Origin of the sequence: Pseudomonas serboccidentalis (assembly GCF_028830055.1) — a bacterium.
Lineage (GTDB): Bacteria > Pseudomonadota > Gammaproteobacteria > Pseudomonadales > Pseudomonadaceae > Aquipseudomonas > Aquipseudomonas serboccidentalis.
This window is the reverse complement of sequence record NZ_CP101655.1, coordinates 3,769,914-3,792,452: the sequence shown is the minus strand read 5'-3', so window position 1 is coordinate 3,792,452 and position 22,539 is coordinate 3,769,914. Positions and strand designations below refer to the sequence as shown.

Below are 22,539 nucleotides of genomic sequence, written 5' to 3'. Positions count from 1 at the left end.
CCTACAGGTGAAACCGATCTTCCTGTGGGAGCTTGTCTGCAAGCGATCGTGTCAGACCAGACAGCACACAGCCAAACGGCCTCCCTTGCGGAGGCCGTTTTGCATTTATGCCTTGCGGTTTTTCTTGCGCCGCGCCCATTGCCGGGCCACCCACCAGCGCCAGTACAGCATCACCACGAAGTAGGCGAGGGCGCCGAGCACCAGGCCGCACACCACCGAACCGAGCAAGAACGGCTGCCACAACGTCGAGAGTTCGCCGCTGATCCATTCCCAGGTCAACGAGTCAGGCAAGGTGCGGGCGGGGACGTCCATCAACCAGGCCCCGGCCTGATAAGTGCAGAAGAACACCGCCGGCATGGTGATCGGATTGGTCAGCCACACCAGGCTCACGGCAATCGGCATGTTGCCCCGCACGGTGATCGCCAGCGCGGCCGCCACCAGCATCTGCGCCGGAATCGGCAGGAACGCGGCGAACAGACCGACCGCCATCGCCCGGGCCACCGAGTGACGATTGAGGTGCCAGAGGTTCGGGTCATGCAGCAACTTGCCGAGAAAGCGTAAGGATTTGTGTTCCCTGATGCTCGTCGGATCGGGCATGTAACGTTTGAATAAGCGCCGGGGCATAAGGCTTCTCGGTCGGTTAAGGCGGCAAGTATGTCTGGATTCTACGAAGCGCCCATTCAGACTTTGTGACAATTGTTGACGACGAGCATGCGCCGCGCCAGCTACGCCTAAGGAGGGACTCTCAAGGACGGGCGTATGCGCACAGGGATGATGGCGCTGGCAGCCGGTCTGCTGGTGGTGGTTTTCTTGCCGGTTTTACCACCGGTCGGGTTGCTGATGTTGTTGCCCGTGGTGGGGCTGATGTTGCTGCCGTTTCGCAGCTACCCGCTGGCGTTTTGCCTGTTCGGTTTCACCTGGGCGTGCGTCAGCGCGCAGTGGGCGCTGAACGATCGGCTGCCCAGGCAACTTGATGGCGAAACACGCTGGGTCGAGGGGCGGGTGGTGGGCTTGCCGCAGTCCAGCGACGGGGTGGTGCGTTTCGAGTTGGCCGATGCCCGCTCGCGGCACGAGAAACTGCCGTCGTTGATGCGTCTGGCGTGGTATGCCGGGCCGCCGGTCAACAGCGGCGAGCGCTGGCGCCTGGCGGTGAAGCTCAAGCGTCCCGGCGGTTTGCTCAATCCCGATGCCTTCGATTACGAAGCCTGGCTGCTGGCGCAACGCATCGGCGCGACCGGCACGGTCAAGGACGGTCAGCGCCTGGCCGAGGCGAGTTGGGCATGGCGCGACCACATTCGTCAGCGCTTGCTTGAGGTGGACGCCCAAGGTCGGAGCGGTGCATTGGCGGCGCTGGTGCTGGGTGACGGTTCCGGGCTCAGCCGTGAGGATTGGCAGACGCTGCAGGACACCGGCACCGTGCATTTGCTGGTGATTTCCGGCCAGCACATCGGACTGTTGGCGGCGGTGATGTATCTGTTGGTCGCCGGGCTGGCGCGTTTTGGGTTGTGGCCGTTGCGCTGGCCATGGCTGCCTTGGGCCTGCGGTCTGGCGTTTGCGGCGGCAGTCGGTTACGGGTTGCTGGCCGGATTTGAGGTGCCGGTGCAACGGGCCTGCGTGATGGTCGGGCTGGTGCTGCTGTGGCGTCTGCGTTTGCGTCATCTCGGCGCGTGGTGGCCGCTGTTGCTGGCGTTCAATGCGGTGCTGTTGCTTGACCCGCTGGCCAGTCTGCGCCCGGGTTTCTGGCTGTCTTTCGCGGCGGTGGCGGTGTTGATTTTCACCTTCGGCAGCCGCCTCGGCGCGTGGCGCTGGTGGCAGACCTGGACCCGCGCGCAATGGCTGATTGCGCTTGGCCTGTGCCCGGTGTTGCTGGCGCTGAACCTGCCGATCAGCCTCAGCGGCCCGCTGGCGAATTTGCTGGCGGTGCCGTGGGTCAGCTTCGTAGTGTTGCCACCGGCGCTGCTCGGCACTGCGTTGTTGCCGGTGCCCTATGTCGGCGAAGGTCTGCTGTGGCTGGCGGGTGGAATGATCGATGCGCTGTTTCGCGGGCTGGCGCTGATTGCCGGACAATGGCCGGCGTGGATTCCAGCCGCGGTTTCGTGGTGGGTCTGGACACTGGGCAGCCTCGGCGCGCTGCTGTTGCTGTTGCCACGTGGCGTGCCGATGCGGCCGTTGGGCTGGCCGTTGCTTTTGATGCTGGTGGTGCCACCCCGTGAGCGACTGCCGGAGCGTGTGGCCGATATCTGGCAACTCGATGTTGGCCAGGGCCTGGCGATTCTGATCCGCACCCGCAATCACGCCGTGCTGTACGACGCCGGGCCGCGTTTCGGCGATTTCGATCTCGGCGAGCGGGTGGTGTTGCCGGCGCTGCGCAAGCTCGGCGTCGAACATCTGGATCTGATGTTGCTCAGCCATGCCGATGCCGATCATGCCGGTGGCGCTTTGGCGGTGGCGCGTCGCTTGCCGGTCGCGCAGGTCATCAGCGGCGACCCGCCGGGATTGCCCGCCGCGCTGAACGCCGGGACGTGTGACAGTGGCCGGCAATGGCAATGGGACGGCGTGCGGTTCCAGCTCTGGCAGTGGTCGGCCGCCCACGACAGCAACCAGCGTTCCTGTGTATTGCAGATCGAGGCCAATGGCGAGCGCCTGCTACTTACGGGAGATATCGACACCCACGCCGAGCAGGTCCTGCTCGACAGCCCGCTGGCGGTTCCCACGCAATGGCTGCAGGCGCCGCATCATGGCAGCCGCAGTTCCTCGTCCATGGCGTTGCTCAAAACGCTGCAGCCCCAGGCGGTGCTGATTTCCCGAGGCCAGGGCAATTCATTCGGCCACCCGCACCCCACCGTACTTGCGCGTTATCGCAAACAGCGGCTGCGCATTTACGACAGCGCCGAGCACGGCGCCATTCATCTGCAACTGGGGACCTTCAGCGCGCCATGGACAATGCGCCAGCAGCGGCGTTTCTGGCGTGATCCACCCGCGTCGGCCCGTTGATCGGCACAGGCACGGTTGCGACATCACGGTCGTCGGGGCAGCGGGTCTTAATCGCGAACCGGTATGGTAAAGTGGCGCACTTTTTCGAGGGGACTGTCACTGTGTGGGAATTGGTCAAATCCGGCGGCTGGATGATGTTGCCGATCATTCTGAGTTCCATCGCGGCCATGGCGATTGTCGCCGAGCGCCTGTGGACCCTGCGCGCCAGTCGCGTCACCCCCGAGCATCTGCTGGGCCAGGTCTGGGTCTGGATCAAGGACAAGCAGCTCAATAAAGAAAAACTCAAGGAGCTGCGCGCCAATTCGCCGCTGGGTGAAATCCTCGCCGCGGGCCTGGCCAATTCCAAACATGGTCGCGAGATCATGAAGGAATGCATCGAAGAAGCCGCCGGGCGGGTGATCCACGAGCTGGAACGCTACGTCAACGCGCTGGGCACCATTGCTGCCATGGCGCCGCTGCTCGGCCTGCTGGGTACGGTGCTGGGCATGATCGACATTTTCAGTGCCTTCACCGGCTCCGGTATGACCACCAATGCATCGGTGCTGGCCGGCGGTATTTCCAAGGCGCTGATCACCACGGCGGCGGGCCTGATGGTCGGTATTCCGTCGGTGTTCTTCCACCGTTTCCTGCAACGCCGCATCGACGAGTTGGTGGTGGGCATGGAGCAGGAAGCGATCAAACTGGTCGAAGTGGTGCAGGGCGACCGTGATGTCGATCTGGCCGGAGGCAAAGCGTGAAATTCCGTCGCAAACCTCGGGAAACGGTGGACATCAACCTCGCGTCGCTGATTGACGTGGTGTTCATCCTGCTGCTGTTTTTCGTTGTGACCACCACCTTCACCCGCGAGACCCAGTTGCGTGTCGATCTGCCAGAGTCAGTCAGCGGGTCGCCCGCCGAAGACCAGCAGCTCAAGCAACTGGATGTCGCGATCAGCGCCGAAGGCGTGTTCTCGGTGAACAACAAGATTCTGCCGAAGAACGACCTGGCGACGCTGATGGAAGCCATGCAGAAAGAAGCCAACGGTGACACCAACATGCCGTTGTCGATCAGTGCCGACGGCAAGACTCAGCACCAATCGGTGATCACCGCCATGGACGCGGCCGGCAAGCTCGGTTTCAGCCATCTGCGCATGACCACGGTCGAGGCGGCGCCCAAATCCTGATGAGCCTGTCCGATCGTTTGCTCGCCGCGTGGTATCAGGGGCATCCGGCCCTGACGCTGCTGCGGCCGCTGGAAATGCTCTATCGCCGCGTGGTGATCAACAAGCGCCAGCGCTTTCTCGACGGCGAAGGCCAGATCTACCAGCCATCGGTGCCGCTGATCGTGGTCGGTAACATCACCGTCGGCGGCACCGGCAAGACGCCGATGATCCTGTGGCTGATCGAACACTGCCGGCGCAGCGGTTTGCGCGTCGGCGTGGTCAGCCGTGGTTATGGCGCCAAACCGCCGCAGCTGCCGTGGCGGGTCGAGGCTGATCAAGGCGCCGATATCGCGGGCGACGAACCGCTGTTGATCGTGCAGCGTACCGGCGTGCCACTGATGATCGACCCCGATCGCAGCGCAGCAGTCAAAGCCTTGCTCGCCAGTGAACCGCTGGATCTGATCCTGTCCGATGACGGCATGCAGCATTATCGTCTGGCCCGGGATCTGGAACTGGTGCTGATTGATGCCGCCCGTGGTCTCGGTAACAAGCGTTGCCTGCCGGCCGGTCCGTTGCGCGAGCCGATCGAACGCCTGCAAAGCGTCGACGGCGTGCTGTTCAACGGCGCCACGGCCGACCGCGACGATGGCTTCGCGTTTCGCCTGCAACCGACAGCGCTGGTCAATCTGCGCAGCGGCGAGCGCAAGCCGCTGGATCATTTTGCGCCCGGTCAATCTGTACACGCGGTGGCCGGGATCGGCAATCCGCAACGTTTCTTCAATACCCTCGAAGCGCTAGACTGGCGGGCAATCCCCCATGCGTTTGCCGACCACGCCGAATACAGCGTGCAGGCCTTGAATTTCACACCGTCATTGCCATTGGTGATGACCGAAAAGGACGCGGTGAAGTGCCGTGCCTTCGCGGCTGACGACTGGTGGTATCTGGCGGTCGATGCCGAGCCGTCACCGGCCTTCGTGGCCTGGTTCGACACCCAACTGATGCGCCTGTTGCCCGATCGTCTTTTGCCTTAACTCTTTATCCAGGGAATGTTCATGGACACCAAATTGCTCGACATCCTCGCGTGCCCGATCTGCAAAGGCCCGCTCAAGCTCAGCGCCGACAAGACCGAACTGATCAGCAAGGGCGCAGGTCTGGCCTATCCGATTCGCGACGGCATCCCGGTGATGCTCGAAAGCGAAGCGCGCACCCTGACCACTGACGAGCGTCTGGATAAATGACCACTGCTTTCACCGTTGTCATCCCGTCGCGCTACGCCTCGACCCGCCTGCCGGGCAAGCCGCTGCTGGACATCGCCGGCAAGCCGATGATCCAGCATGTCTGGGAACAGGCGAGTAAAAGCAGCGCCACCCGTGTGGTGGTGGCGACTGACGATGCGCGCATCGTCGAGGCGTGCCAGGGGTTCGGCGCTGAAGTGGTGCTGACCCGTGAAGATCACAATTCCGGGACCGACCGTCTGGCTGAGGTCGCGGCAAAACTGGGCCTGGCGCCTGACGCGATCGTGGTCAACGTGCAGGGTGACGAACCGTTGATCCCGCCGAGCGTGATCGATCAGGTCGCGGCCAACCTCGCGGCCCACACCGAAGCGCGCATGGCCACGCTGGCCGAGCCGATCGAAGACGTGGACACCTTGTTCAACCCGAACGTGGTCAAGGTCGTCAGCGACATCAACGGTCTGGCGCTGACCTTCAGTCGCGCAACCTTGCCGTGGGCGCGCGATGCCTTCGCCAAGAGCCGCGAGCAGTTGCCTGAAGGCGTGCCATACCGTCGGCACATCGGCATTTATGCCTACCGCGCCGGGTTCCTCCAGGATTTCGTGAACTGGGGCCCGTGCTGGCTGGAAAACACCGAATCCCTCGAGCAACTGCGTGCGCTGTGGCATGGCGTGCGGATTCATGTGGCCGATGCGCTGATCGCGCCGCCAACCGGCGTCGACACCGTTGAAGACCTCGAGCGCGTTCGTCGCCTGCTGGGGGCCTGATGCGCGTTCTGTTCGTGTGCCTGGGGAACATCTGCCGTTCGCCCACCGCTGAAGGCGTGTTGCGCCACAAACTGCGCGAAGCCGGGCTGGCCGATCAGGTCGAAGTGGCCTCTGCCGGAACCGGTGACTGGCACGTCGGCAACCCGCCGGACAAGCGCAGTCAGGCGGCGGCCAAGGTGCGTGGGTATGACCTGTCGGCGCAGCGCGCGCAGCAGGTCAGCCGCGCCGATTTCGCCAGTTATGACCTGATTCTGGCCATGGACAACAGCAACCTGCGCAACCTCAAGGCGCTGCGACCGTCCACCGGCAAAGCCGAGCTGGACCTGTTCCTGCGCCGTTATGCCGGTGTGGTCGATGAAGTGCCGGATCCGTATTACGACGGCGATCAAGGCTTCGAGCAGGTACTGGATCTGATCGAGGCGGCGTGTGACCAACTGTTGATCGAAGTGAAGGGCCGGTTATGAGTTTGCAGTTGCAACCACAGGTTTCGCTGAAACCGTTCAACAGTTTTGGCGTGGACGTTCGCGCGCAGTTGTTTGCCGAGGCCCACAGCGACAACGATGTCCGCGAGGCGCTGGCCTATGCGACTGCCCATGATCTGCCGTTGCTGGTGATCGGTGGCGGCAGCAATCTGTTGCTGACCGCTGATATCCCGGCGCTGGTGCTGCGCATGGGCACCCGTGGCATTCGGCTGATCAGCGATGACGGCAGCCGCGTGGTGATCGAGGCCGAAGCCGGCGAACCGTGGCATCCGTTCGTGCAGCACACGCTGGCGCAGGGTTTTTCCGGTCTGGAAAACCTCAGCCTGATCCCCGGCACCGTGGGCGCTGCGCCGATGCAGAACATCGGAGCCTACGGTGTCGAGATCAAGGACGTGTTCGCCGGCCTCACCGCGCTGGATCGCCAGACCGGCGAGCTGCGCGACTTCAGCCTGGAAGAATGCAACTTCGCCTACCGCGACAGCCTGTTCAAGCAGCAGCCGGGGCGCTGGCTGATCCTGCGTGTGCGCTTCAAGCTCGATCGCATCGCCCACCTGCATCTGGAGTACGGCCCGGTGCGTCAGTGCCTGACCGAGCAGGGCATCGAGCAACCGACGCCTACCGACGTCAGCCGCGCGATCTGCAGCATCCGTAGCGAAAAACTGCCGGACCCGGCGGTGCTCGGCAATGCCGGCAGCTTCTTCAAGAACCCGCTGGTCTCGGCGGCGCTGGTGGCGCAGATCAAGCAGCAGCACCCGGATCTGGTGGCCTATGCGCAGCCGGACGGGCAGATGAAGCTGGCCGCCGGCTGGCTGATCGAGCGCGCTGGCTGGAAGGGCTTTCGCGAGGCCGATGCCGGTGTGCATAAATTGCAGGCGCTGGTGCTGGTCAACTACGGCGCGGCCACCGGCCTACAACTGCTGGATCTGGCGCAACGCATCCAGAAAGATATTGCCGAACGTTTCAATGTCGAGCTGGAAATGGAGCCCAACCGCTATTAATGCAGCTACGAGCCTCAAGTTTTTAGCGGCGAGCTACAATCTTGATCGTGAGCCAGCTCCTGCTTTTGCTTGCAGCTTGTAGCTAGAAACTTGCAACTGAAAAGCCCTGTCTCAGCAGGGCTTTTTTGTTAACGGTGGGTTAACTTAGCCAGCTAACGATAACCGTCATTTGCTTCACCAAAGGCCCGGTGCAGACGTTCGCGTCGGCACAAGAGAGCCGATTAGCCTGAGTCGATCTGCGTGAACCAGTGCCAGCCTCTGGCGGCAGATTGCTCGACCCCATAACCACCAAAAATATGCGGGCGTGCCCATGATTACCCTGAAACTCAATGGCCAGGATCACCAACTGGATGTCACCGAAGACATGCCGCTGCTGTGGGCTATCCGTGATGTCGCCGGTTACAACGGCACCAAATTCGGCTGCGGCATGGGCCTGTGCGGCGCCTGCACCATTCATATCGACGGCTTGCCGGCTCGTAGCTGCATCACGCCGATCGGCTCGGTGATCGGGCAGAACGTCAGCACCATCGACAACCTGCATGCCGATCCGGTTGGCCAGGTCGTGCAGCAAGCCTGGCTCGACAGCGCCGTGGCGCAGTGCGGTTTCTGTCAGGGTGGGCAGATCATGTCTGCCACCGCGTTGCTCAAGACCAACCCCAATCCGAGCGACGAGCAGATTGAAGAGGCGATGGTCGGCAACATTTGCCGTTGCGGTACCTATAACCGGATCAAGACCGCTATCCGCCAGGCCTCCACTCACCTCAAGGAGGCCAAGGCATGAGCCGCTTGCCGAATGATTTCGCCCTGAGCAACCTCAGCCGCCGTGGCTTTCTCAAAGGCGTCGGCGCGACCGGTGCGTTGGTGCTGGCTGCCAGTTGGGGCTGGCAGGACGCGTTGGCTGAAGACGCACCGAAGAAATTTGGCGCCGACGGCATGCCCAACGGCTGGATCGACGATCCGAAGGTCTACGTCAGCATTGCCGCGGACGGTACGGTCACCGTGGTCTGCAACCGCTCGGAAATGGGCCAGGGTGTGCGCACCAGCCTGACCATGGTGGTCGCCGACGAACTGGACGCCGATTGGGCCAAGGTCAAAGTGCAACAGGCACCGGGCGATGAAGTGCGGTTCGGCAACCAGGACACCGACGGTTCGCGCAGCATGCGCCACTGGTATGAACCGATGCGCCGTTGCGGCGCAGCCGCCCGGACCATGCTGGAGCAAGCCGCCGCCGCGCAGTGGAAGGTGCCGGCGGGCGAGTGCCAGGCGCAGTTGCACAAGGTCATTCACAAACCGTCCGGCCGTGAGCTGGGCTATGGCGAACTCGCCGCTGCCGCCAGTGCGCTGGCGGTGCCGGCGCGTGACAGCCTGCGCCTCAAGCAGCCGTCGGAATTCCGCTACATCGGCAAGGAAGGCACCAAGGCTATCGACGGTGCCGACATCGTCAATGGCCGCGCGGTGTACGGTGCTGACGTGCATTTTGACGGCATGCTCTACGCCACCATCGCCCGTCCGGCGGTGTACGGCGGCAAGGTCAAGTCGCTGGATGACAGCGCGGCGCTGAAGGTTCCGGGCGTGCTCAAAGTGCTGCAGATCGAAAGCCGTCCACTGCCTTCGGAATTCCAGCCGCTGGGCGGCGTGGCGGTGGTGGCCAGCAATACCTGGGCGGCGATCAAGGGCCGCGAGGCGCTGAAAATCGAATGGGACGACGGCCCGAATGCCAGTTACGACTCGGTCGCTTACCGCCAGAAACTGGAAGCCGCGTCGCGTAAACCCGGCAAAGTGGTGCGCAACACCGGCGATATCGACAAGGCCTTGAGCGGCGCCGCCAGCAGCCTCGAAGCCTCCTACTATTTGCCGCATCTGGCTCAGGCGCCGATGGAGCCGATGGTCGCCATCGCCCGCTACAACGACGGCGTGTGTGAGGCCTGGGCGCCGAGTCAGGCGCCACAGGTGACCCGCGAACGCATCGCCGAACGCCTGGGGCTGCCGTTCGATAACGTTACCTTCAACGTCACGCTGCTGGGTGGTGGTTTCGGCCGCAAATCGAAACCGGATTTCGTCGTCGAAGCCGCGATCCTCGCCAAGGAGTTCCCCGGCAAAGCCGTGCGGGTGCAATGGACGCGCGAGGATGACATCCACAACTCGTATTTCCACACGGTGTCTGCCGAGTACCTGAAGGCCGCTGTCGGCAAGGACGGCATGCCGTCCGGCTGGTTGCATCGCACCGTGGCGCCGAGCATCACCGCGCTGTTCGCGCCGGGCATGAACCATGAAGCAGCCTTCGAACTGGGCATGGGCTTCACCAACATGGCCTACGCGATTCCCAATGTGCGTCTGGAAAACCCTGAAGCCGCGGTGCACACCCGCGTCGGCTGGTATCGCTCGGTGTCGAACATTCCGCACGGTTTCGCGATCCAGAGCTTCGTCGATGAACTGGCGCACAAGGCGGGTGTGGATCCGCTCAAGTATCAGATCAAGTTGCTCGGCCCCGATCGGCAGATCGATCCGCGCACCCTGAGCGAGGAGTGGAACTACGGAGAGTCCCCCGAGCGCTATCCGATCGACACTGGGCGCATGCGCACCGTGCTGGAAACCGCAGCCAAGGCTGCCGGTTGGGGGCGGACATTGCCCAAGGGTCGAGGCTTGGGGCTGGCGGTGCACTACAGTTTCGTCACTTATGTGGCAGCGGTGATCGAAGTCGAGGTCAAGGACGACGGCACGCTGATCGTGCACAAGGCTGACATCGCCGTCGATTGCGGGCCGCAGATCAACCCTGAGCGCATCCGCTCGCAGTTCGAAGGCGCCTGTGTGATGGGGCTGGGCAACGCGGTACTGGGTGAAATCAGCTTCAAGGATGGCAAGGTCCAGCAGGACAACTTCCATATGTACGAAGTGGCGCGCATGTCGCTGGCGCCGAAGGAAGTCGCCGTGCATCTGGTGACGCCGCCGGGCGACGTGCCGTTGGGCGGCGTCGGTGAGCCGGGCGTGCCACCGATTGCGCCAGCGCTGTGCAATGCGATCTTCGCCGCCACCGGCCAGCGCATCCGCAACCTGCCGGTGCGCTATCAGTTGCAGGGCTGGCAGAAGGCGCAGGCGTAATGGACAGCGCCGATCTCAACGTCCTGCGCAGCGTGCTCGAATGGCGCCGTGCCGGGCAGCGGGTGGTGCTGTTCAGCGTGGTGCAGACCTGGGGCACAGCGCCGCGGGCGCCGGGGGCGATGCTGGCATTGCGCGAGGATGGCGTGGTGATCGGCTCGGTGTCGGGCGGCTGCGTCGAGGATGACCTGATCGCGCGTCTGCACGACGGGCGCATCGCCAGCGACGGGCCACCGGTGCAGCTGATTACCTACGGCGTCACCCGGGAGGAGGCCGCGCGGTTCGGCTTGCCCTGTGGCGGCACGTTGCGCCTGACCGAAGAGCGGGTCGGTGATCCAGCGTGGGTTGCCGAGTTGCTCGCCCGTTGTGAGGCCCATGAGATTGTTGCGCGTGAGCTGAACATCGAAACCGGTGGGGTGCTGCTGTCGGCGGCGAGCAAATCCGATGCGCTGGCATTCGACGGCAAAACCCTGCGCGCCATTTATGGCCCGCGCTGGCGTCTGCTGTTGATCGGCGCCGGACAGCTGTCGCGTTACGTGGCCGACATGGCCCGGCTGCTGGATTTCGAAGTGCTGATCTGCGATCCGCGCACGGAGTTCGTTTACGGCTGGGAAGAGCACCACGGCCGTTTTGTCCCGGGCATGCCGGATGATGCCGTGTTGAGCATTCAGACCGACGAGCGCACGGCCATCGTCGCGCTGACCCACGATCCACGCCTGGACGACATGGCGTTGCTCACCGCACTCGATTCGCCGGCGTTCTATGTCGGTGCGCTCGGGTCGCGGGTCAACAGCCAGAAGCGCCGGAACAATCTGGCTCAGCTAGGCTTGTCACCTGAGGCGATCAACCGTCTGCACGGGCCGATAGGCTTGCACATCGGCAGCCATTCGCCGGCGGAGATTGCCCTGTCGTTGTTGGCGGAGATTGTCGCGATCAAGAACGGCGTCGAGTTGAAACAGAAGAAAGCCGTGGAGGGAGCATGAGTCGATCCATCGCAGTGATTGTACTGGCGGCGGGCGAGGGCAGTCGTTTTCGCCAGGTTGCCGGTGCCGATAAAGATAAGCTGCTGGCCGATTGCACCGGGCGCGATGGCGCGGTGCGTTCGGCGATCGAGCAGGTGTTGCTGAACCTTCCGGCCAATCTCGACAAGCGGGTGCTGGTGACCACAGAAGCGCGACCGCAGGTGATGCGTATGGCGCAGGCTTATGGCTGTGACGTGGTGTCGATTGAATCGACCGGGATGGGCGACAGCATCGCGGCTGGCGTTGCGGCGTGCCCGGAGGCGGATGGCTGGTTGATTGTGCTGGGCGATATGCCGTTTATCTTGCCGTCGAGTATTGAACGGGTAGTGACGGCGATGGCTGAGGACGCCGTGAGTGTGCCGGTACAGGAGGGCGAGTTCGGGCATCCGGTGGGGTTCGGGCGTTCGTTCGGACCGGGGCTGCAGGCCTTGAGCGGTGATCGTGGCGCCAGGCTGTTGTTCAAGCAGGGGCGGGTAGTGGAGGTGGCGGTGGATGATCCCGGGGTGGTGTGGGATATCGATGTGCCTGAAGCGTTGGTGTTTACCGGGAATTAAAAGATCGCAGCCTGCGGCAGCTCCTACAGGGGATCGCCGCAGGCAGCGATCTTTTGATCTTCTGAATGGAATAAAAAAGCCCCGCCAGGTTTTCACCGGGCGGGGCTTTTTAACGGCTTCGGGAATTACACGAGCGGTTTAGGCTCGTGTTCTTTTTCCTCGGCCTCTTGGTGATGTTCGACCGCGTCCTGAACGGAGCGTGGTGCTTCGGCGATGACCGACTCAACCACGGCTTCTTCAGTCGCGGAAGCAACCTCGACCACTTCAGCCGCCGGAGCAGCAGCGGCAGCCAGTTCGGCTTCCTTCTGCAGGCGCTCGGCTTCACGCTTGCGGCGACGCACTTCACGTGGGTCGTTCGGTGCACGGCCGTTTGGCGTCAGGGCGCTGACCGGAGTGGCTTCAACCACTGGAGCAGGCTCTTCGGCAACCACTGGCGCTTCGACGACCGGTGCTTCAACCACTGGTGCTGGAGCAGGTTCAACTGCTTCAACCACTGGCTCGGCAGCCTTGGCTTCTTCAACCACCGGGGCCTCAACGACTGGCGCTGGAGTTTCAGCGACGGCAGGCTCGGCAACCCAGTTGAAAGCGGTCTGTTCTTCGCGAACTTCACGCACGGTTTCGGTCACGGTTTCAGCGACGGTTTCAACAACCGGCTCTGCGGCCACGACGGGCGCTTCGACTACAGGTTCTGCAGCCGCTTCAACCTGAGGCTGAGCTTCGCGAACCGGGGCGACTTCGACTTCCGGAGCAGCAACAACTTCCACTGGGGTAGTTGCTTCGACAACCGGCGCTTCCACTGGAGTAGTTTCCAGGGTGGCAGCGGTGGCGCGTTCGGCTTGCTCGTGCGCCTGTGCTTCGGCTGGCGCGCTGATCACGCTGCTGGCAACAGCGGCGGTCACGGCCAGGCCGGCAGCCAGATCGGTAGCGCTCGGTGCAGCGTTTTCGCCGGACTCGGATTCTTCCGAACCTTCGATCACGTTGCCGTTGGCATCACGCTGACGCTCGCGACGGTTGCTGCGACGACGCTGACCACGGGAGCGACGACGTGGACGATCGCCTTCGGCGTTGTCCTGACCGTCTTCCGGCAGTTGCTCTTCGTTAGTGTTGACTTCTTCCTCAGCGACGGCAGCAGCGGCCTGTTCGGCGCGCGGTTGACGCTCTTCACGCGGCGGACGCGGTGCGCGTTCTTCGCGTGGCTGACGAGCCGGACGTTCTTCGGCAACCACAGCAGCTGCGGCAGCAACTGGAGCGGCCGGGGCAGCGTCCAGAGGTTCGCGCAGTTCACGTACACGCTCTTCGCGCTCGCCACGTGGCTTGCGTTCTTCGCGTGGAGCACGCGGTGCACGTTCTTCACGCGGAGCGCGTGGAGCGCGTTCTTCGCGGGCGGCTGGCGCTTCGGTGCGGACTTCACGAGGCTCGCGAACTTCACGGGCTTCGCGTGGCTGACGCTCTTCACGCGGCTCGCGTGGGGCGCGCTCTTCACGCGGTGCACGTTCTTCGCGCGGCTTGCGTTCTTCATCGCGGCGACCGTTACGGTTGCGGCTCTGCTGACGACCGTTGCGACGCTCTTCGTTGCGGGCTGGGCGCTCGGTGGCCGGTTTTTCAACCACGACCGGAGCGACTGGCTCTTCTTTGGTGGCGAACAGGCTGACCAGCGATTTCACCAGACCCTTGAACAGGCTCGGTTCTGGCGCGGCAACCGGAGCCGGTGCTGGAGCGGCAGGCGCGGCGACTTCGGTCGGAACCGGAGCGTTGGCACGGGCCGGTGCAGTTTTAACGGCTGCCTCCTGGCGAACCAGGGTGCGGGTCGCGGCGGCTGGCTGGACTTCTTCGACTTCGGCAGCGGCAGCAGCGATTTCGTAGCTGGACTGGTTGGTCGCAGCTTCCGGGCTGTCGTCACGCAGACGCTGAACTTCGAAATGCGGGGTTTCGAGGTGATCGTTCGGCAGAATGACGATACGGGCACGGGTGCGCAGTTCGATCTTGGTGATCGAGTTGCGTTTTTCGTTGAGCAGGAACGCGGCGACCGGGATCGGCACCTGAGCGCGCACTTCGGCAGTGCGGTCTTTCAGGGCTTCTTCTTCGATCAGGCGCAGGATCGCCAGCGACAGCGATTCAACGTCACGGATGATGCCGGTGCCGTTGCAGCGTGGGCAGACGATGCCGCTGCTTTCGCCCAGAGATGGACGCAGGCGCTGACGGGACATTTCCAGCAGGCCGAAGCGCGAGATGCGGCCGATCTGCACGCGAGCGCGGTCGGCTTCCAGGCATTCGCGGACTTTCTCTTCCACGGCGCGCTGGTTCTTGGCAGGGGTCATGTCGATGAAGTCGATGACGATCAGGCCGCCGATGTCGCGCAGGCGCAACTGACGGGCGATTTCTTCGGCAGCTTCAAGGTTGGTCTGCAGAGCGGTTTCTTCGATGTCGCTGCCTTTGGTGGCGCGCGCCGAGTTGATGTCGATGGACACCAGGGCTTCGGTCGGATCGATGACGATGGAGCCGCCGGAAGGCAGTTCAACGACGCGCTGGAAAGCGGTCTCGATCTGGCTTTCGATCTGGAAACGGTTGAACAGCGGAACGCTGTCTTCGTACAGCTTGATCTTGCTGGCGTACTGCGGCATCACCTGGCGGATGAAAGTCAGGGCTTCGTCCTGGGCTTCAACGCTGTCGATCAGCACTTCGCCGATGTCCTGGCGCAGGTAATCGCGGATGGCGCGGATGATCACGTTGCTTTCCTGATAGATCAGGAAGGGTGCGGAGCGATCCAGCGAGGCTTCTTTGATGGCGGTCCACAGTTGCAGCAGGTAGTCGAGGTCCCACTGCATTTCTTCGCTGCTGCGGCCCAGGCCGGCAGTGCGCACGATCAGACCCATGTCGGCCGGTGCAACCAGGCCGTTCAGCGCTTCACGCAGTTCGTTGCGCTCTTCGCCTTCGATGCGACGGGAGATGCCGCCGGCACGCGGGTTGTTCGGCATCAGCACGAGGTAACGACCGGCCAGGCTGATGAAGGTGGTCAGGGCGGCGCCCTTGTTGCCACGTTCTTCTTTTTCGACCTGAACGATGACTTCCTGGCCTTCGCTCAGGACGTCCTTGATGTTGACGCGGCCTTCAGGGGCTTTCTTGAAGTATTCGCGGGAGATTTCTTTGAGGGGCAGGAAGCCGTGGCGCTCGGAGCCGAAATCGACAAAGGCAGCCTCAAGGCTTGGTTCGATGCGAGTGATACGGCCTTTGTAGATGTTGGCCTTTTTCTGCTCGCGTGCACCGGATTCGATGTCCAGGTCGTAGAGGCGTTGGCCATCTACCAGTGCAACACGCAACTCTTCGGGTTGAGTTGCGTTAATCAGCATTCTTTTCATGTAGTACCGTCGGTTTCCGGGCTGCCGGAAACGGCGTTCGGCACACACGACTTCTCACGGTCGGTGTCAGGTGCGTCGGGAGTGGTTGGCCATTCCCGTGTCCAGCGATGTCAGGCCAATTGGGCCGATATCGCGACGTACGCGTCCTGCTTGCTGTGGCTACTTAAGCACTCAGTCAGGAGGAGGAATCAACCAGCGGCTGTGGACGAGATGAAGCGTCTTGATAAAGCCTATTGCTACACAGTCCAGCGGTTGTGCATCTCCACCCTACACGTATCCCTGATAATTCGGGTGCTGCCGCGCGCAGAATCCGCAGCGGGTTGGCATTTACCGTGAGCTCCGAAAGGGGAGGTCACGCATCATGGCTAATTCAGGCGATGTTTCCGAAGCTTTCGCTCGGGGTCATCTGCAGCTGACTGCACTTTGTGAACTGGCCTCGAATATTTGCCTGTCAGGCGAGTGAAAACTCTGCTCGACGGTGTAATTCAGGCCTCATGTCACCTGCGCTTGTTACAACTGCAAACTCCACCGTTACGTAGCGAAAGCCCCGTAGGACGGCCTCGCGTCCTGGTGAATTGCGTTGGTCAGGGCCGGTTTTTGACCGTGGTTCCGCTGTCCAGGCCGCTTTTGGCGGCGTTCGCGACTATAGCAGCAATGATTAAGTGCTTCAATTCCATAAAAATTGTTATCATCCGCGGCATGACAACTACTGCCCCTTCGACTCCAGGCGTTCAACTGCTTGAAGTCTCGCCGGAGTATGCCGGCCAACGAATCGACAATTTCCTGCTTGCCCGGCTCAAAGGCGTGCCCAAGACCTTGATTTACCGCATTTTGCGTAAAGGCGAAGTGCGTGTGAACAAGGGGCGGATCAAGCCCGAATACAAGCTGCAGGCCGGCGATATCGTGCGCGTGCCGCCCGTTCGTGTGCCTGAGCGCGACGAACCTGTGCCTCTGGCTCAAGGGTTGTTGCAGCGTCTGGAAGCCTCGATTGTCTACGAAGACAAAGCCCTGATCGTGATCAACAAGCCCGCCGGCATTGCGGTTCACGGTGGCAGCGGCTTGAATTACGGCGTCATCGAAGCCTTTCGTCAGTTGCGTCCCGATACCAAGGAGCTGGAGCTGGTTCACCGTCTCGATCGTGATACCTCCGGTCTGCTGATGATCGCCAAGAAGCGCAGCATGTTGCGTCACTTGCACGCCGCATTGCGCGGTGACGGTGTCGACAAGCGTTACATGGCGCTGGTTCGCGGCAACTGGGCGACCTCGATCAAGCAAGTCCGTGCGGCGCTCGGCAAGAGCAATCTGCGCTCCGGCGAGCGCATGGTCGAGGTCGACGAGGAGGAGGGCAAGGAGTCTGTGACCGTGTTCAAGGTCCTGCGTCGCTTTGGCGACTTTGCCACCCTGATCGAAGCCAAGCCGATCACCGGTCGCACCCACCAGATCCGCGTCCACACGTTGCACGCCGGGCACTGCATTGCCGGCGACACCAAGTACGGCGATGACGGTTTCAGTAAGGAAATCCGTGATCTGGGCGGCAAGCGCCTGTTCCTCCACGCCTACATGCTGACCGTGCCGCTGCCCGATGGCGGTGAGCTCAAGCTGCAGGCGCCGGTCGACGAAATGTGGGCCAAGACCGTGGAGCGATTGAGTGCGCCCATCTGATTACAAGCTGCTGATTTTCGATTGGGACGGCACCCTCGCCGATTCCATTGGTCGGATTGTCGAGGCGATGCATTCTGCGTCCGGGCGTTCCGGTTTCGAATTGCGTGATGATTTTGCCGTCAAAGGCATCATCGGCCTGGGCTTGCCCGAGGCGATCCGCACTTTGTATCCGGAAATCAGTGATGCCGAGATGACCTTGTTTCGCGAGTATTACGCCGATCACTACATTGCGGCAGAAACCGTACCTTCGCCGCTGTTCGAGGGTGTAGTCGAGTCGATGGCGTCTTTTCGCGAGCAGGGTTATCACCTGGCGGTGGCAACCGGCAAGAATCGTCGCGGACTGGATCGGGTGCTCAAAGCCAATGGCTGGGAAGATTACTTCGATATCACTCGCGCCGCCGACGAGACCGCGAGCAAGCCGCATCCGCTGATGCTGGAGCAGATTCTCGCGCATTGCGGTGTTCGGCCCGAGCAGGCGTTGATGGTGGGGGATTCGTCCTTCGATCTGCTGATGGCGCGCAATGCAGGCATGGCGTCTGTGGCGGTCAGTTATGGCGCGCAGTCCATTGAATCGCTGCAGCAGTTCGAGCCGCGCCTGTCGATCGACCGGTTTAGTGAATTGCATGCCTGGCTGGGACAGCAGGCTTAATACGTTTTTGCTGGGGTACAGCGCATGACCGACGAATGGAAAGCACCGGCCAAGGCAAGTGCCGACGACGGTGACGAGAAAAGCTGGAAGCTGTTGGAAAAGACGTTGCTGGCCAGTGTGCAGGAACAGCGTCGCTCGCGGCGTTGGGGGATTTTCTTCAAGCTGCTGACGTTTGTTTATCTGTTTGTTGCGCTGATTCTGTTCACTCCGTTGATGGACATGGAAAAGAGCGCCACCCGGGGTCCGAATTACACCGCGCTGATCGATGTCACCGGCGTGATCGCCGACAAGGAGCCTGCCAGCGCCGACAATATTGTGGGCAGTCTGCGAGCGGCCTTCGAAGACAAGAAGGTCAAGGGCGTGATCCTGCGGATCAACAGCCCGGGCGGCAGTCCGGTGCAGTCGGGTTACGTGTATGACGAGATCAAGCGTCTGCGTGGTCTGCATCCGGATACCAAGGTGTACGCAGTGATCTCTGATCTCGGCGCGTCCGGTGCCTATTACATCGCCAGTGCGGCGGATCAGATCTATGCCGACAAGGCCAGTCTGGTCGGCTCCATCGGTGTAACGGCGGCGGGTTACGGTTTTGTCGGCACCATGGACAAGCTGGGTGTCGAGCGTCGCACTTACACTTCGGGTGAGCACAAGTCGTTCCTGGATCCGTTCCAGCCGCAGAAGCCTGACGAAACCGCGTTCTGGCAGACCGTGCTGGACACCACGCACAAGCAGTTCATCAACAGCGTCAAGCAGGGTCGTGGCGATCGCCTGAAGGACAAGGAGCATCCAGAGCTGTACTCCGGGCTGGTCTGGTCCGGCGAGCAGGCGCTGCCGCTGGGGCTGATCGATGGTCTGGGTAACGCCAGTTCGGTGGCGCGTGATGTGATCGGCGAGAAAGAACTGGTGGACTTCACCGTTCAGGAATCGCCGTTTGATCGCTTCTCGAAGAAGCTCGGCGCCAGTGTGGCTGAGCAGTTGGCGATGTGGATGGGTTTCCACGGGCCTTCGTTGCGTTAATTCGTTTCAAGTCAAAAGATCGCAGCCTGCGGCAGCTCCTACAGAGATCGGTGTAGGAGTTGCCGCAGGCTGCGATCTTTTGCTTTAAGGGATCTGTACGCCTTCGGCCAGCAGCATGTCGATCAGGCGAATCAGCGGCAGGCCGATCAGGCTGGTGGCGTCAGGTCCTTCGGTGGACTGAAACAGGCTCACGCCCAAGCCTTCGGCCTTGAAGCTGCCGGCGCAGTCGTAGGGCTGCTCCAGGCGCAGGTAGCGCTCGATGCGCGCCTCGTCGAGTTGGCGCATGTGCACGGTGAACGGCACGCAGTCGACCTGACAGTGACCGGTCTGGCTGTTGAGCAGCGCCAGGCCGGTAAGGAATGTCACACTGGCGCCGCTGGCGGCCAGCAGCTGCTCGCGGGCCTTGTCGAAGGTGTGTGGTTTGCCGATGATGCGCTCGCCGAGCACGGCAACCTGGTCCGAGCCGATAATCAGATGAGCCGGGTGGCTGGCGGCCAGTGCCCGGGCTTTCTGTTCGGCGAGGCGCTTGACCAGTTCGATGGCTGACTCACCCGGTTGGTGGCTTTCGTCGATATCCGGCGAGCTGCAGACGAACGGCAGGTGCAGGCGGGCGAGCAATTCCCGACGATAAGTCGAGCTGGAAGCAAGTAATAAAGGCAGCATTGGCGTCTCCTGAGGCTGGTGCGAATTCTAGCGGAGGCACGCAAGTGACGGACAGGGCACAATTTCCTTTGACATGGGTGGGGGCATCCCTATAATGCTGCGCCTATGTTGAATGACCCGATTCCACCTCACGTTGACCCGCGCAAATTGGCTGACCGTGGCACCACCCTTCAAGGTGAACTGCTGCTGGCCGATTTGAAGAGACTCTGCGACCCGCTTTCCGACGATGTCGGTACGGTGCAGGCCAAATTCGTTTTTGAACGAGATGAACGTAAATCTGTGGTGATCCACAGCTTTATCGACACCGAAGTCAAAATGGTTTGCCAGCGTTGTCTTGAGCTGGTCACCCTGCCGATCCACAGCGAATGCAGTTACGCTGTAGTGAAGGAGGGTGCGAATACCCAGTCGTTACCGAAAGGTTATGACGTGCTGGAACTGGGCGAAGATCCATTGGATCTGCAGTCACTGATCGAGGAGGAGCTTCTGCTCGCCTTGCCCATTGTGCCTGCTCATCATCCGGAAGAATGCCAGCAGCCGGCGGGAGCAGATGAACCCGAACCGAGCGAGGACGAGGTAACGCGGTCCAACCCGTTCAGTGTATTGGCGCAGTTAAAGCGTGACCCAAACGTTTAGGAGTTAATCAATTATGGCTGTTCAGCAGAACAAAAAATCCCGCTCTGCCCGTGACATGCGCCGTTCGCACGACGCTCTCGAGGCTAGCACCCTGTCTGTAGAAAAAACCACTGGTGAAGTTCACCTGCGTCACCACGTATCGCCAGAAGGCGTATACCGTGGCCGTAAAGTGATCGACAAGGGCGCTGACGAGTAATCACTTGTCCGCTCAAGTCATCGCGATTGACGCAATGGGCGGGGACTTCGGTCCCCGCAGCATTGTTCAGGCCAGCCTTGCTTGCCTTTCTGCTACGCCCTCGCTGCACCTGACCCTCGTCGGTCAACCCTCCCTTCTTGAAGAATTGATCAACGGCCAATCGGCTGCCGATCGTGCGCGCCTGACGATTGTCCCGGCGTCTGAAGTCATCACCATGGACGAAAAGCCGACCCAGGCCTTGCGTGGCAAGCCGGATTCGTCGATGCGTGTCGCCCTTGAGCTGGTGCGTGACGGCAAGGCCCAGGCCTGTGTCAGTGCCGGCAATACCGGTGCGCTGATGGCGCTGTCGCGATTCGTGCTCAAGACGTTGCCGGGCATTGATCGGCCGGCAATGGTGGCGGCGATCCCGACGCAGAAGGGCTATTGCCAGTTGCTCGACCTGGGCGCCAACGTCGATTGCAGTGCCGAGCATCTGTTGCAGTTCGCGGTGATGGGGTCGGTGGCCGCACAGACGCTGGGCATCGCCCGGCCACGGGTGGCGTTGCTCAATATCGGCACCGAAGACATCAAGGGTAATCAGCAGGTCAAGCTGGCGGCGACCTTGCTGCAGGCGGCGCGCGGTATCAACTACATCGGCTTCGTCGAAGGCGATGGTCTGTATCGCGGCGAAGCGGACGTGGTGGTGTGTGACGGTTTTGTCGGCAATATCCTGCTCAAGTCCAGCGAAGGTCTGGCGACGATGATCGCGGCGCGCATCGAGGCCTTGTTCAAGAAAAACCTTGCGTCCCGTGCTGTGGGGGCGTTGGCGTTGCCATTGATGAAGCGTTTGCAGGCTGATCTGGCGCCGGCGCGACATAACGGCGCAAGCTTTCTCGGTTTGCAGGGTATTGTCGTGAAAAGTCACGGTTCGGCCGGGGTTCAGGGCTTTCAGAGTGCGATTCAGCGCGCGCTGATCGAGATTCAGGAGAATCTGCCCGAGCGTCTCCACGGTCGTCTGGAGGATTTGTTGTCTTAGGCGTTTTCGTCGGACAATGCTTAAATGTGACCGCCCGGTTCAAAGGGCCATCCAACTGTCAGTTTCTTGCGTCCCCTGGTGGGGCGTCATTTTTCGACGACAAGATCATTAGGGGCTTGTTACATGTCTGCTTCCCTCGCATTCGTCTTTCCAGGACAGGGTTCGCAGTCCCTCGGCATGCTGGCCGAGCTGGGCGCGGAACATCCGCTGATCCTCGAAACATTCAAAGAAGCCTCCGCGGCTCTGGGCTACGACCTGTGGGCACTGACCCAGCAGGGTCCGGAAGAGCTGCTCAATCAAACCGACAAGACTCAACCGGCCATTCTGACCGCTTCGATCGCCCTGTGGCGTCTGTGGCTGGCTGAAGGCGGCGCGCGTCCGGCATTCGTTGCCGGTCACAGCCTGGGTGAATACAGCGCACTGGTTGCTGCTGGCAGTCTGAGCCTGGCTGACGCGGTGAAGCTCGTCGAGCGCCGTGGGCAGCTGATGCAGGAAGCTGTTCCGGCCGGGCAGGGCGGCATGGCTGCAATCCTCGGTCTGGAAGACGCTGATGTGCTGGCAGCCTGTGCTGAAGCGGCGCAGGGCGAAGTGGTCAGCGCCGTCAACTTCAACTCGCCAGGTCAGGTGGTCATTGCCGGTGCCAAGGCTGCCGTCGAGCGCGCCATCGAAGGCTGCAAGGCCCGTGGTGCCAAGCGCGCCATGCCGTTGCCGGTGAGCGTGCCGTCGCACTGCGAGCTGATGCGTCCGGCTGCCGAGCGCTTTGCCGAATCCATCGCCGCCATCAACTGGCAGGCGCCGCAGATCCCGGTGGTACAGAACGTCAGCGCGCAAGTGCCGGCCGATCTGGAAACCCTCAAGCGTGATCTGCTCGAACAACTGTACAAGCCAGTTCGCTGGGTTGAATCGGTCCAGACCCTCGCTGCCAAAGGCGCGACCAGTCTGGTCGAATGCGGCCCGGGCAAGGTGCTGGCCGGTCTGAACAAACGTTGCGCCGAAGGCGTTTCGACTTCCAACCTCAATACCCCAGACGCTTTCGCTGCCGCCCGTGCAGCGCTGGCCTGAATC

General features: G+C 62.0%; 22 protein-coding genes. 19 read left to right on the top strand and 3 right to left on the bottom strand.

What is annotated here, in order from left to right; translation table 11 throughout:
• Positions 1-105: 105 nt before the first annotated feature.
• Complete coding sequence (locus tag NN484_RS17190; protein ID WP_274657527.1) at positions 106-624, bottom strand: DUF2062 domain-containing protein; 519 nt, start codon at positions 622-624, stop codon at positions 106-108.
• Positions 625-759: 135 nt separating this feature from the next.
• Between NN484_RS17190 and NN484_RS17185 the strand changes: the two genes are divergently transcribed.
• The 12 genes from NN484_RS17185 (at position 760) to NN484_RS17130 (ending at position 12,286) form a co-directional block, all read left to right on the top strand.
• Entirely contained in the window at positions 760-2,994 is a 2,235-nt protein-coding gene (locus NN484_RS17185; protein WP_274657526.1) for a DNA internalization-related competence protein ComEC/Rec2, read from the top strand.
• Between the two features lie 101 nt (positions 2,995-3,095).
• Positions 3,096-3,731 carry a MotA/TolQ/ExbB proton channel family protein gene (locus NN484_RS17180; protein ID WP_164747844.1) on the top strand — a complete coding sequence of 212 codons (636 nt, stop codon included), beginning with the start codon at positions 3,096-3,098 and terminating at the stop codon, positions 3,729-3,731.
• Positions 3,728-4,156, top strand: a complete 429-nt coding sequence (locus NN484_RS17175) for an ExbD/TolR family protein (RefSeq protein ID WP_123466824.1) — start codon at positions 3,728-3,730, stop codon at positions 4,154-4,156. Before NN484_RS17180 ends, NN484_RS17175 begins: the two co-directional genes overlap by 4 nt.
• A complete protein-coding gene (gene lpxK / locus NN484_RS17170) occupies positions 4,156-5,166 on the top strand; it encodes a tetraacyldisaccharide 4'-kinase (RefSeq protein WP_274657525.1) in 1,011 nt (336 codons plus the stop codon). Before NN484_RS17175 ends, lpxK begins: the two co-directional genes overlap by 1 nt.
• Before the next feature lie 21 nt (positions 5,167-5,187).
• A complete protein-coding gene (locus tag NN484_RS17165) occupies positions 5,188-5,373 on the top strand; it encodes a Trm112 family protein (protein WP_003174668.1) in 186 nt (61 codons plus the stop codon).
• Positions 5,370-6,134 carry a 3-deoxy-manno-octulosonate cytidylyltransferase gene (kdsB, locus tag NN484_RS17160; RefSeq protein ID WP_127648948.1) on the top strand — a complete coding sequence of 255 codons (765 nt, stop codon included), beginning with the start codon at positions 5,370-5,372 and terminating at the stop codon, positions 6,132-6,134. The genes NN484_RS17165 and kdsB overlap by 4 nt, the downstream gene beginning before the upstream one ends.
• A complete protein-coding gene (locus NN484_RS17155; protein WP_127648947.1) occupies positions 6,134-6,598 on the top strand; it encodes a low molecular weight protein-tyrosine-phosphatase in 465 nt (154 codons plus the stop codon). Before kdsB ends, NN484_RS17155 begins: the two co-directional genes overlap by 1 nt.
• Positions 6,595-7,614 (top strand): UDP-N-acetylmuramate dehydrogenase, encoded by a 1,020-nt coding sequence (murB, locus tag NN484_RS17150; protein WP_274657524.1) that lies wholly within the window; start codon positions 6,595-6,597, stop codon positions 7,612-7,614. Before NN484_RS17155 ends, murB begins: the two co-directional genes overlap by 4 nt.
• Positions 7,615-7,924: 310 nt before the next feature.
• Positions 7,925-8,395, top strand: a complete 471-nt coding sequence (locus NN484_RS17145; RefSeq protein ID WP_127648945.1) for a (2Fe-2S)-binding protein — start codon at positions 7,925-7,927, stop codon at positions 8,393-8,395.
• Complete coding sequence (locus tag NN484_RS17140) at positions 8,392-10,713, top strand: xanthine dehydrogenase family protein molybdopterin-binding subunit (protein ID WP_274657523.1); 2,322 nt, start codon at positions 8,392-8,394, stop codon at positions 10,711-10,713. Before NN484_RS17145 ends, NN484_RS17140 begins: the two co-directional genes overlap by 4 nt.
• On the top strand, positions 10,713-11,693 hold the full coding sequence (locus NN484_RS17135; protein WP_127648943.1) for an XdhC family protein: 981 nt from the start codon (positions 10,713-10,715) through the stop codon (positions 11,691-11,693). The genes NN484_RS17140 and NN484_RS17135 overlap by 1 nt, the downstream gene beginning before the upstream one ends.
• Positions 11,690-12,286: a nucleotidyltransferase family protein gene (locus NN484_RS17130; RefSeq protein WP_274657522.1), complete on the top strand. Its 597-nt coding sequence runs from the start codon at positions 11,690-11,692 to the stop codon at positions 12,284-12,286. Before NN484_RS17135 ends, NN484_RS17130 begins: the two co-directional genes overlap by 4 nt.
• A 125-nt stretch (positions 12,287-12,411) precedes the next feature.
• Here the strand turns inward: NN484_RS17130 and rne are convergent, their stop codons facing one another.
• Positions 12,412-15,642 (bottom strand): ribonuclease E, encoded by a 3,231-nt coding sequence (gene rne, locus NN484_RS17125; RefSeq protein ID WP_274657521.1) that lies wholly within the window; start codon positions 15,640-15,642, stop codon positions 12,412-12,414.
• 699 nt (positions 15,643-16,341) lie between these two features.
• Between rne and rluC the strand changes: the two genes are divergently transcribed.
• From rluC to sppA, 3 genes are read left to right on the top strand one after another with little or no spacing between them, the layout of a single operon-like run.
• Positions 16,342-17,304, top strand: a complete 963-nt coding sequence (rluC, locus tag NN484_RS17120; protein ID WP_127648940.1) for a 23S rRNA pseudouridine(955/2504/2580) synthase RluC — start codon at positions 16,342-16,344, stop codon at positions 17,302-17,304.
• Positions 17,291-17,953 carry an HAD-IA family hydrolase gene (locus tag NN484_RS17115; protein ID WP_274657520.1) on the top strand — a complete coding sequence of 221 codons (663 nt, stop codon included), beginning with the start codon at positions 17,291-17,293 and terminating at the stop codon, positions 17,951-17,953. Before rluC ends, NN484_RS17115 begins: the two co-directional genes overlap by 14 nt.
• A 24-nt stretch (positions 17,954-17,977) precedes the next feature.
• Positions 17,978-18,967, top strand: coding sequence for a signal peptide peptidase SppA (sppA, locus tag NN484_RS17110; RefSeq protein ID WP_215502060.1), 990 nt, complete (start codon positions 17,978-17,980; stop codon positions 18,965-18,967).
• Between the two features lie 84 nt (positions 18,968-19,051).
• On the opposite strand, the gene NN484_RS17105 is transcribed toward sppA, so the two are convergent.
• Positions 19,052-19,630 (bottom strand): Maf family protein, encoded by a 579-nt coding sequence (locus tag NN484_RS17105; RefSeq protein WP_115984122.1) that lies wholly within the window; start codon positions 19,628-19,630, stop codon positions 19,052-19,054.
• Positions 19,631-19,735: 105 nt separating this feature from the next.
• Between NN484_RS17105 and NN484_RS17100 the strand changes: the two genes are divergently transcribed.
• The 4 genes from NN484_RS17100 (at position 19,736) to fabD (ending at position 22,536) form a co-directional block, all read left to right on the top strand.
• The gene (locus NN484_RS17100) at positions 19,736-20,263 is read left to right on the top strand and encodes a YceD family protein (protein WP_003204262.1); all 528 of its coding nucleotides are present in this window, start codon (positions 19,736-19,738) and stop codon (positions 20,261-20,263) included.
• Between the two features lie 13 nt (positions 20,264-20,276).
• Entirely contained in the window at positions 20,277-20,459 is a 183-nt protein-coding gene (rpmF, locus tag NN484_RS17095) for a 50S ribosomal protein L32 (RefSeq protein ID WP_003179396.1), read from the top strand.
• 4 nt (positions 20,460-20,463) lie between these two features.
• Positions 20,464-21,474 (top strand): phosphate acyltransferase PlsX, encoded by a 1,011-nt coding sequence (gene plsX / locus NN484_RS17090; RefSeq protein WP_274657519.1) that lies wholly within the window; start codon positions 20,464-20,466, stop codon positions 21,472-21,474.
• A 123-nt stretch (positions 21,475-21,597) separates the two neighbouring features.
• Positions 21,598-22,536, top strand: a complete 939-nt coding sequence (fabD, locus tag NN484_RS17085; protein WP_127648936.1) for an ACP S-malonyltransferase — start codon at positions 21,598-21,600, stop codon at positions 22,534-22,536.
• The last annotated feature ends 3 nt before the right edge of the window (positions 22,537-22,539 follow it).

What these genes read in the sequence shown, in the direction of transcription:
- NN484_RS17190 (WP_274657527.1), bottom strand. Translation starts at nt 624, where the DNA reads ATGCCCCGGCGCTTATTCAAACGTTACATGCCCGATCCGACGAGCATC.
- NN484_RS17185 (WP_274657526.1), top strand. Translation starts at nt 760, where the DNA reads ATGCGCACAGGGATGATGGCGCTGGCAGCCGGTCTGCTGGTGGTGGTT.
- lpxK (WP_274657525.1), top strand. Translation starts at nt 4,156, where the DNA reads ATGAGCCTGTCCGATCGTTTGCTCGCCGCGTGGTATCAGGGGCATCCG.
- NN484_RS17165 (WP_003174668.1), top strand. Translation starts at nt 5,188, where the DNA reads ATGGACACCAAATTGCTCGACATCCTCGCGTGCCCGATCTGCAAAGGC.
- kdsB (WP_127648948.1), top strand. Translation starts at nt 5,370, where the DNA reads ATGACCACTGCTTTCACCGTTGTCATCCCGTCGCGCTACGCCTCGACC.
- NN484_RS17155 (WP_127648947.1), top strand. Translation starts at nt 6,134, where the DNA reads ATGCGCGTTCTGTTCGTGTGCCTGGGGAACATCTGCCGTTCGCCCACC.
- murB (WP_274657524.1), top strand. Translation starts at nt 6,595, where the DNA reads ATGAGTTTGCAGTTGCAACCACAGGTTTCGCTGAAACCGTTCAACAGT.
- NN484_RS17145 (WP_127648945.1), top strand. Translation starts at nt 7,925, where the DNA reads ATGATTACCCTGAAACTCAATGGCCAGGATCACCAACTGGATGTCACC.
- NN484_RS17140 (WP_274657523.1), top strand. Translation starts at nt 8,392, where the DNA reads ATGAGCCGCTTGCCGAATGATTTCGCCCTGAGCAACCTCAGCCGCCGT.
- NN484_RS17135 (WP_127648943.1), top strand. Translation starts at nt 10,713, where the DNA reads ATGGACAGCGCCGATCTCAACGTCCTGCGCAGCGTGCTCGAATGGCGC.
- NN484_RS17130 (WP_274657522.1), top strand. Translation starts at nt 11,690, where the DNA reads ATGAGTCGATCCATCGCAGTGATTGTACTGGCGGCGGGCGAGGGCAGT.
- rne (WP_274657521.1), bottom strand. Translation starts at nt 15,642, where the DNA reads ATGAAAAGAATGCTGATTAACGCAACTCAACCCGAAGAGTTGCGTGTT.
- rluC (WP_127648940.1), top strand. Translation starts at nt 16,342, where the DNA reads ATGACAACTACTGCCCCTTCGACTCCAGGCGTTCAACTGCTTGAAGTC.
- sppA (WP_215502060.1), top strand. Translation starts at nt 17,978, where the DNA reads ATGACCGACGAATGGAAAGCACCGGCCAAGGCAAGTGCCGACGACGGT.
- NN484_RS17105 (WP_115984122.1), bottom strand. Translation starts at nt 19,630, where the DNA reads ATGCTGCCTTTATTACTTGCTTCCAGCTCGACTTATCGTCGGGAATTG.
- NN484_RS17100 (WP_003204262.1), top strand. Translation starts at nt 19,736, where the DNA reads ATGTTGAATGACCCGATTCCACCTCACGTTGACCCGCGCAAATTGGCT.
- rpmF (WP_003179396.1), top strand. Translation starts at nt 20,277, where the DNA reads ATGGCTGTTCAGCAGAACAAAAAATCCCGCTCTGCCCGTGACATGCGC.
- fabD (WP_127648936.1), top strand. Translation starts at nt 21,598, where the DNA reads ATGTCTGCTTCCCTCGCATTCGTCTTTCCAGGACAGGGTTCGCAGTCC.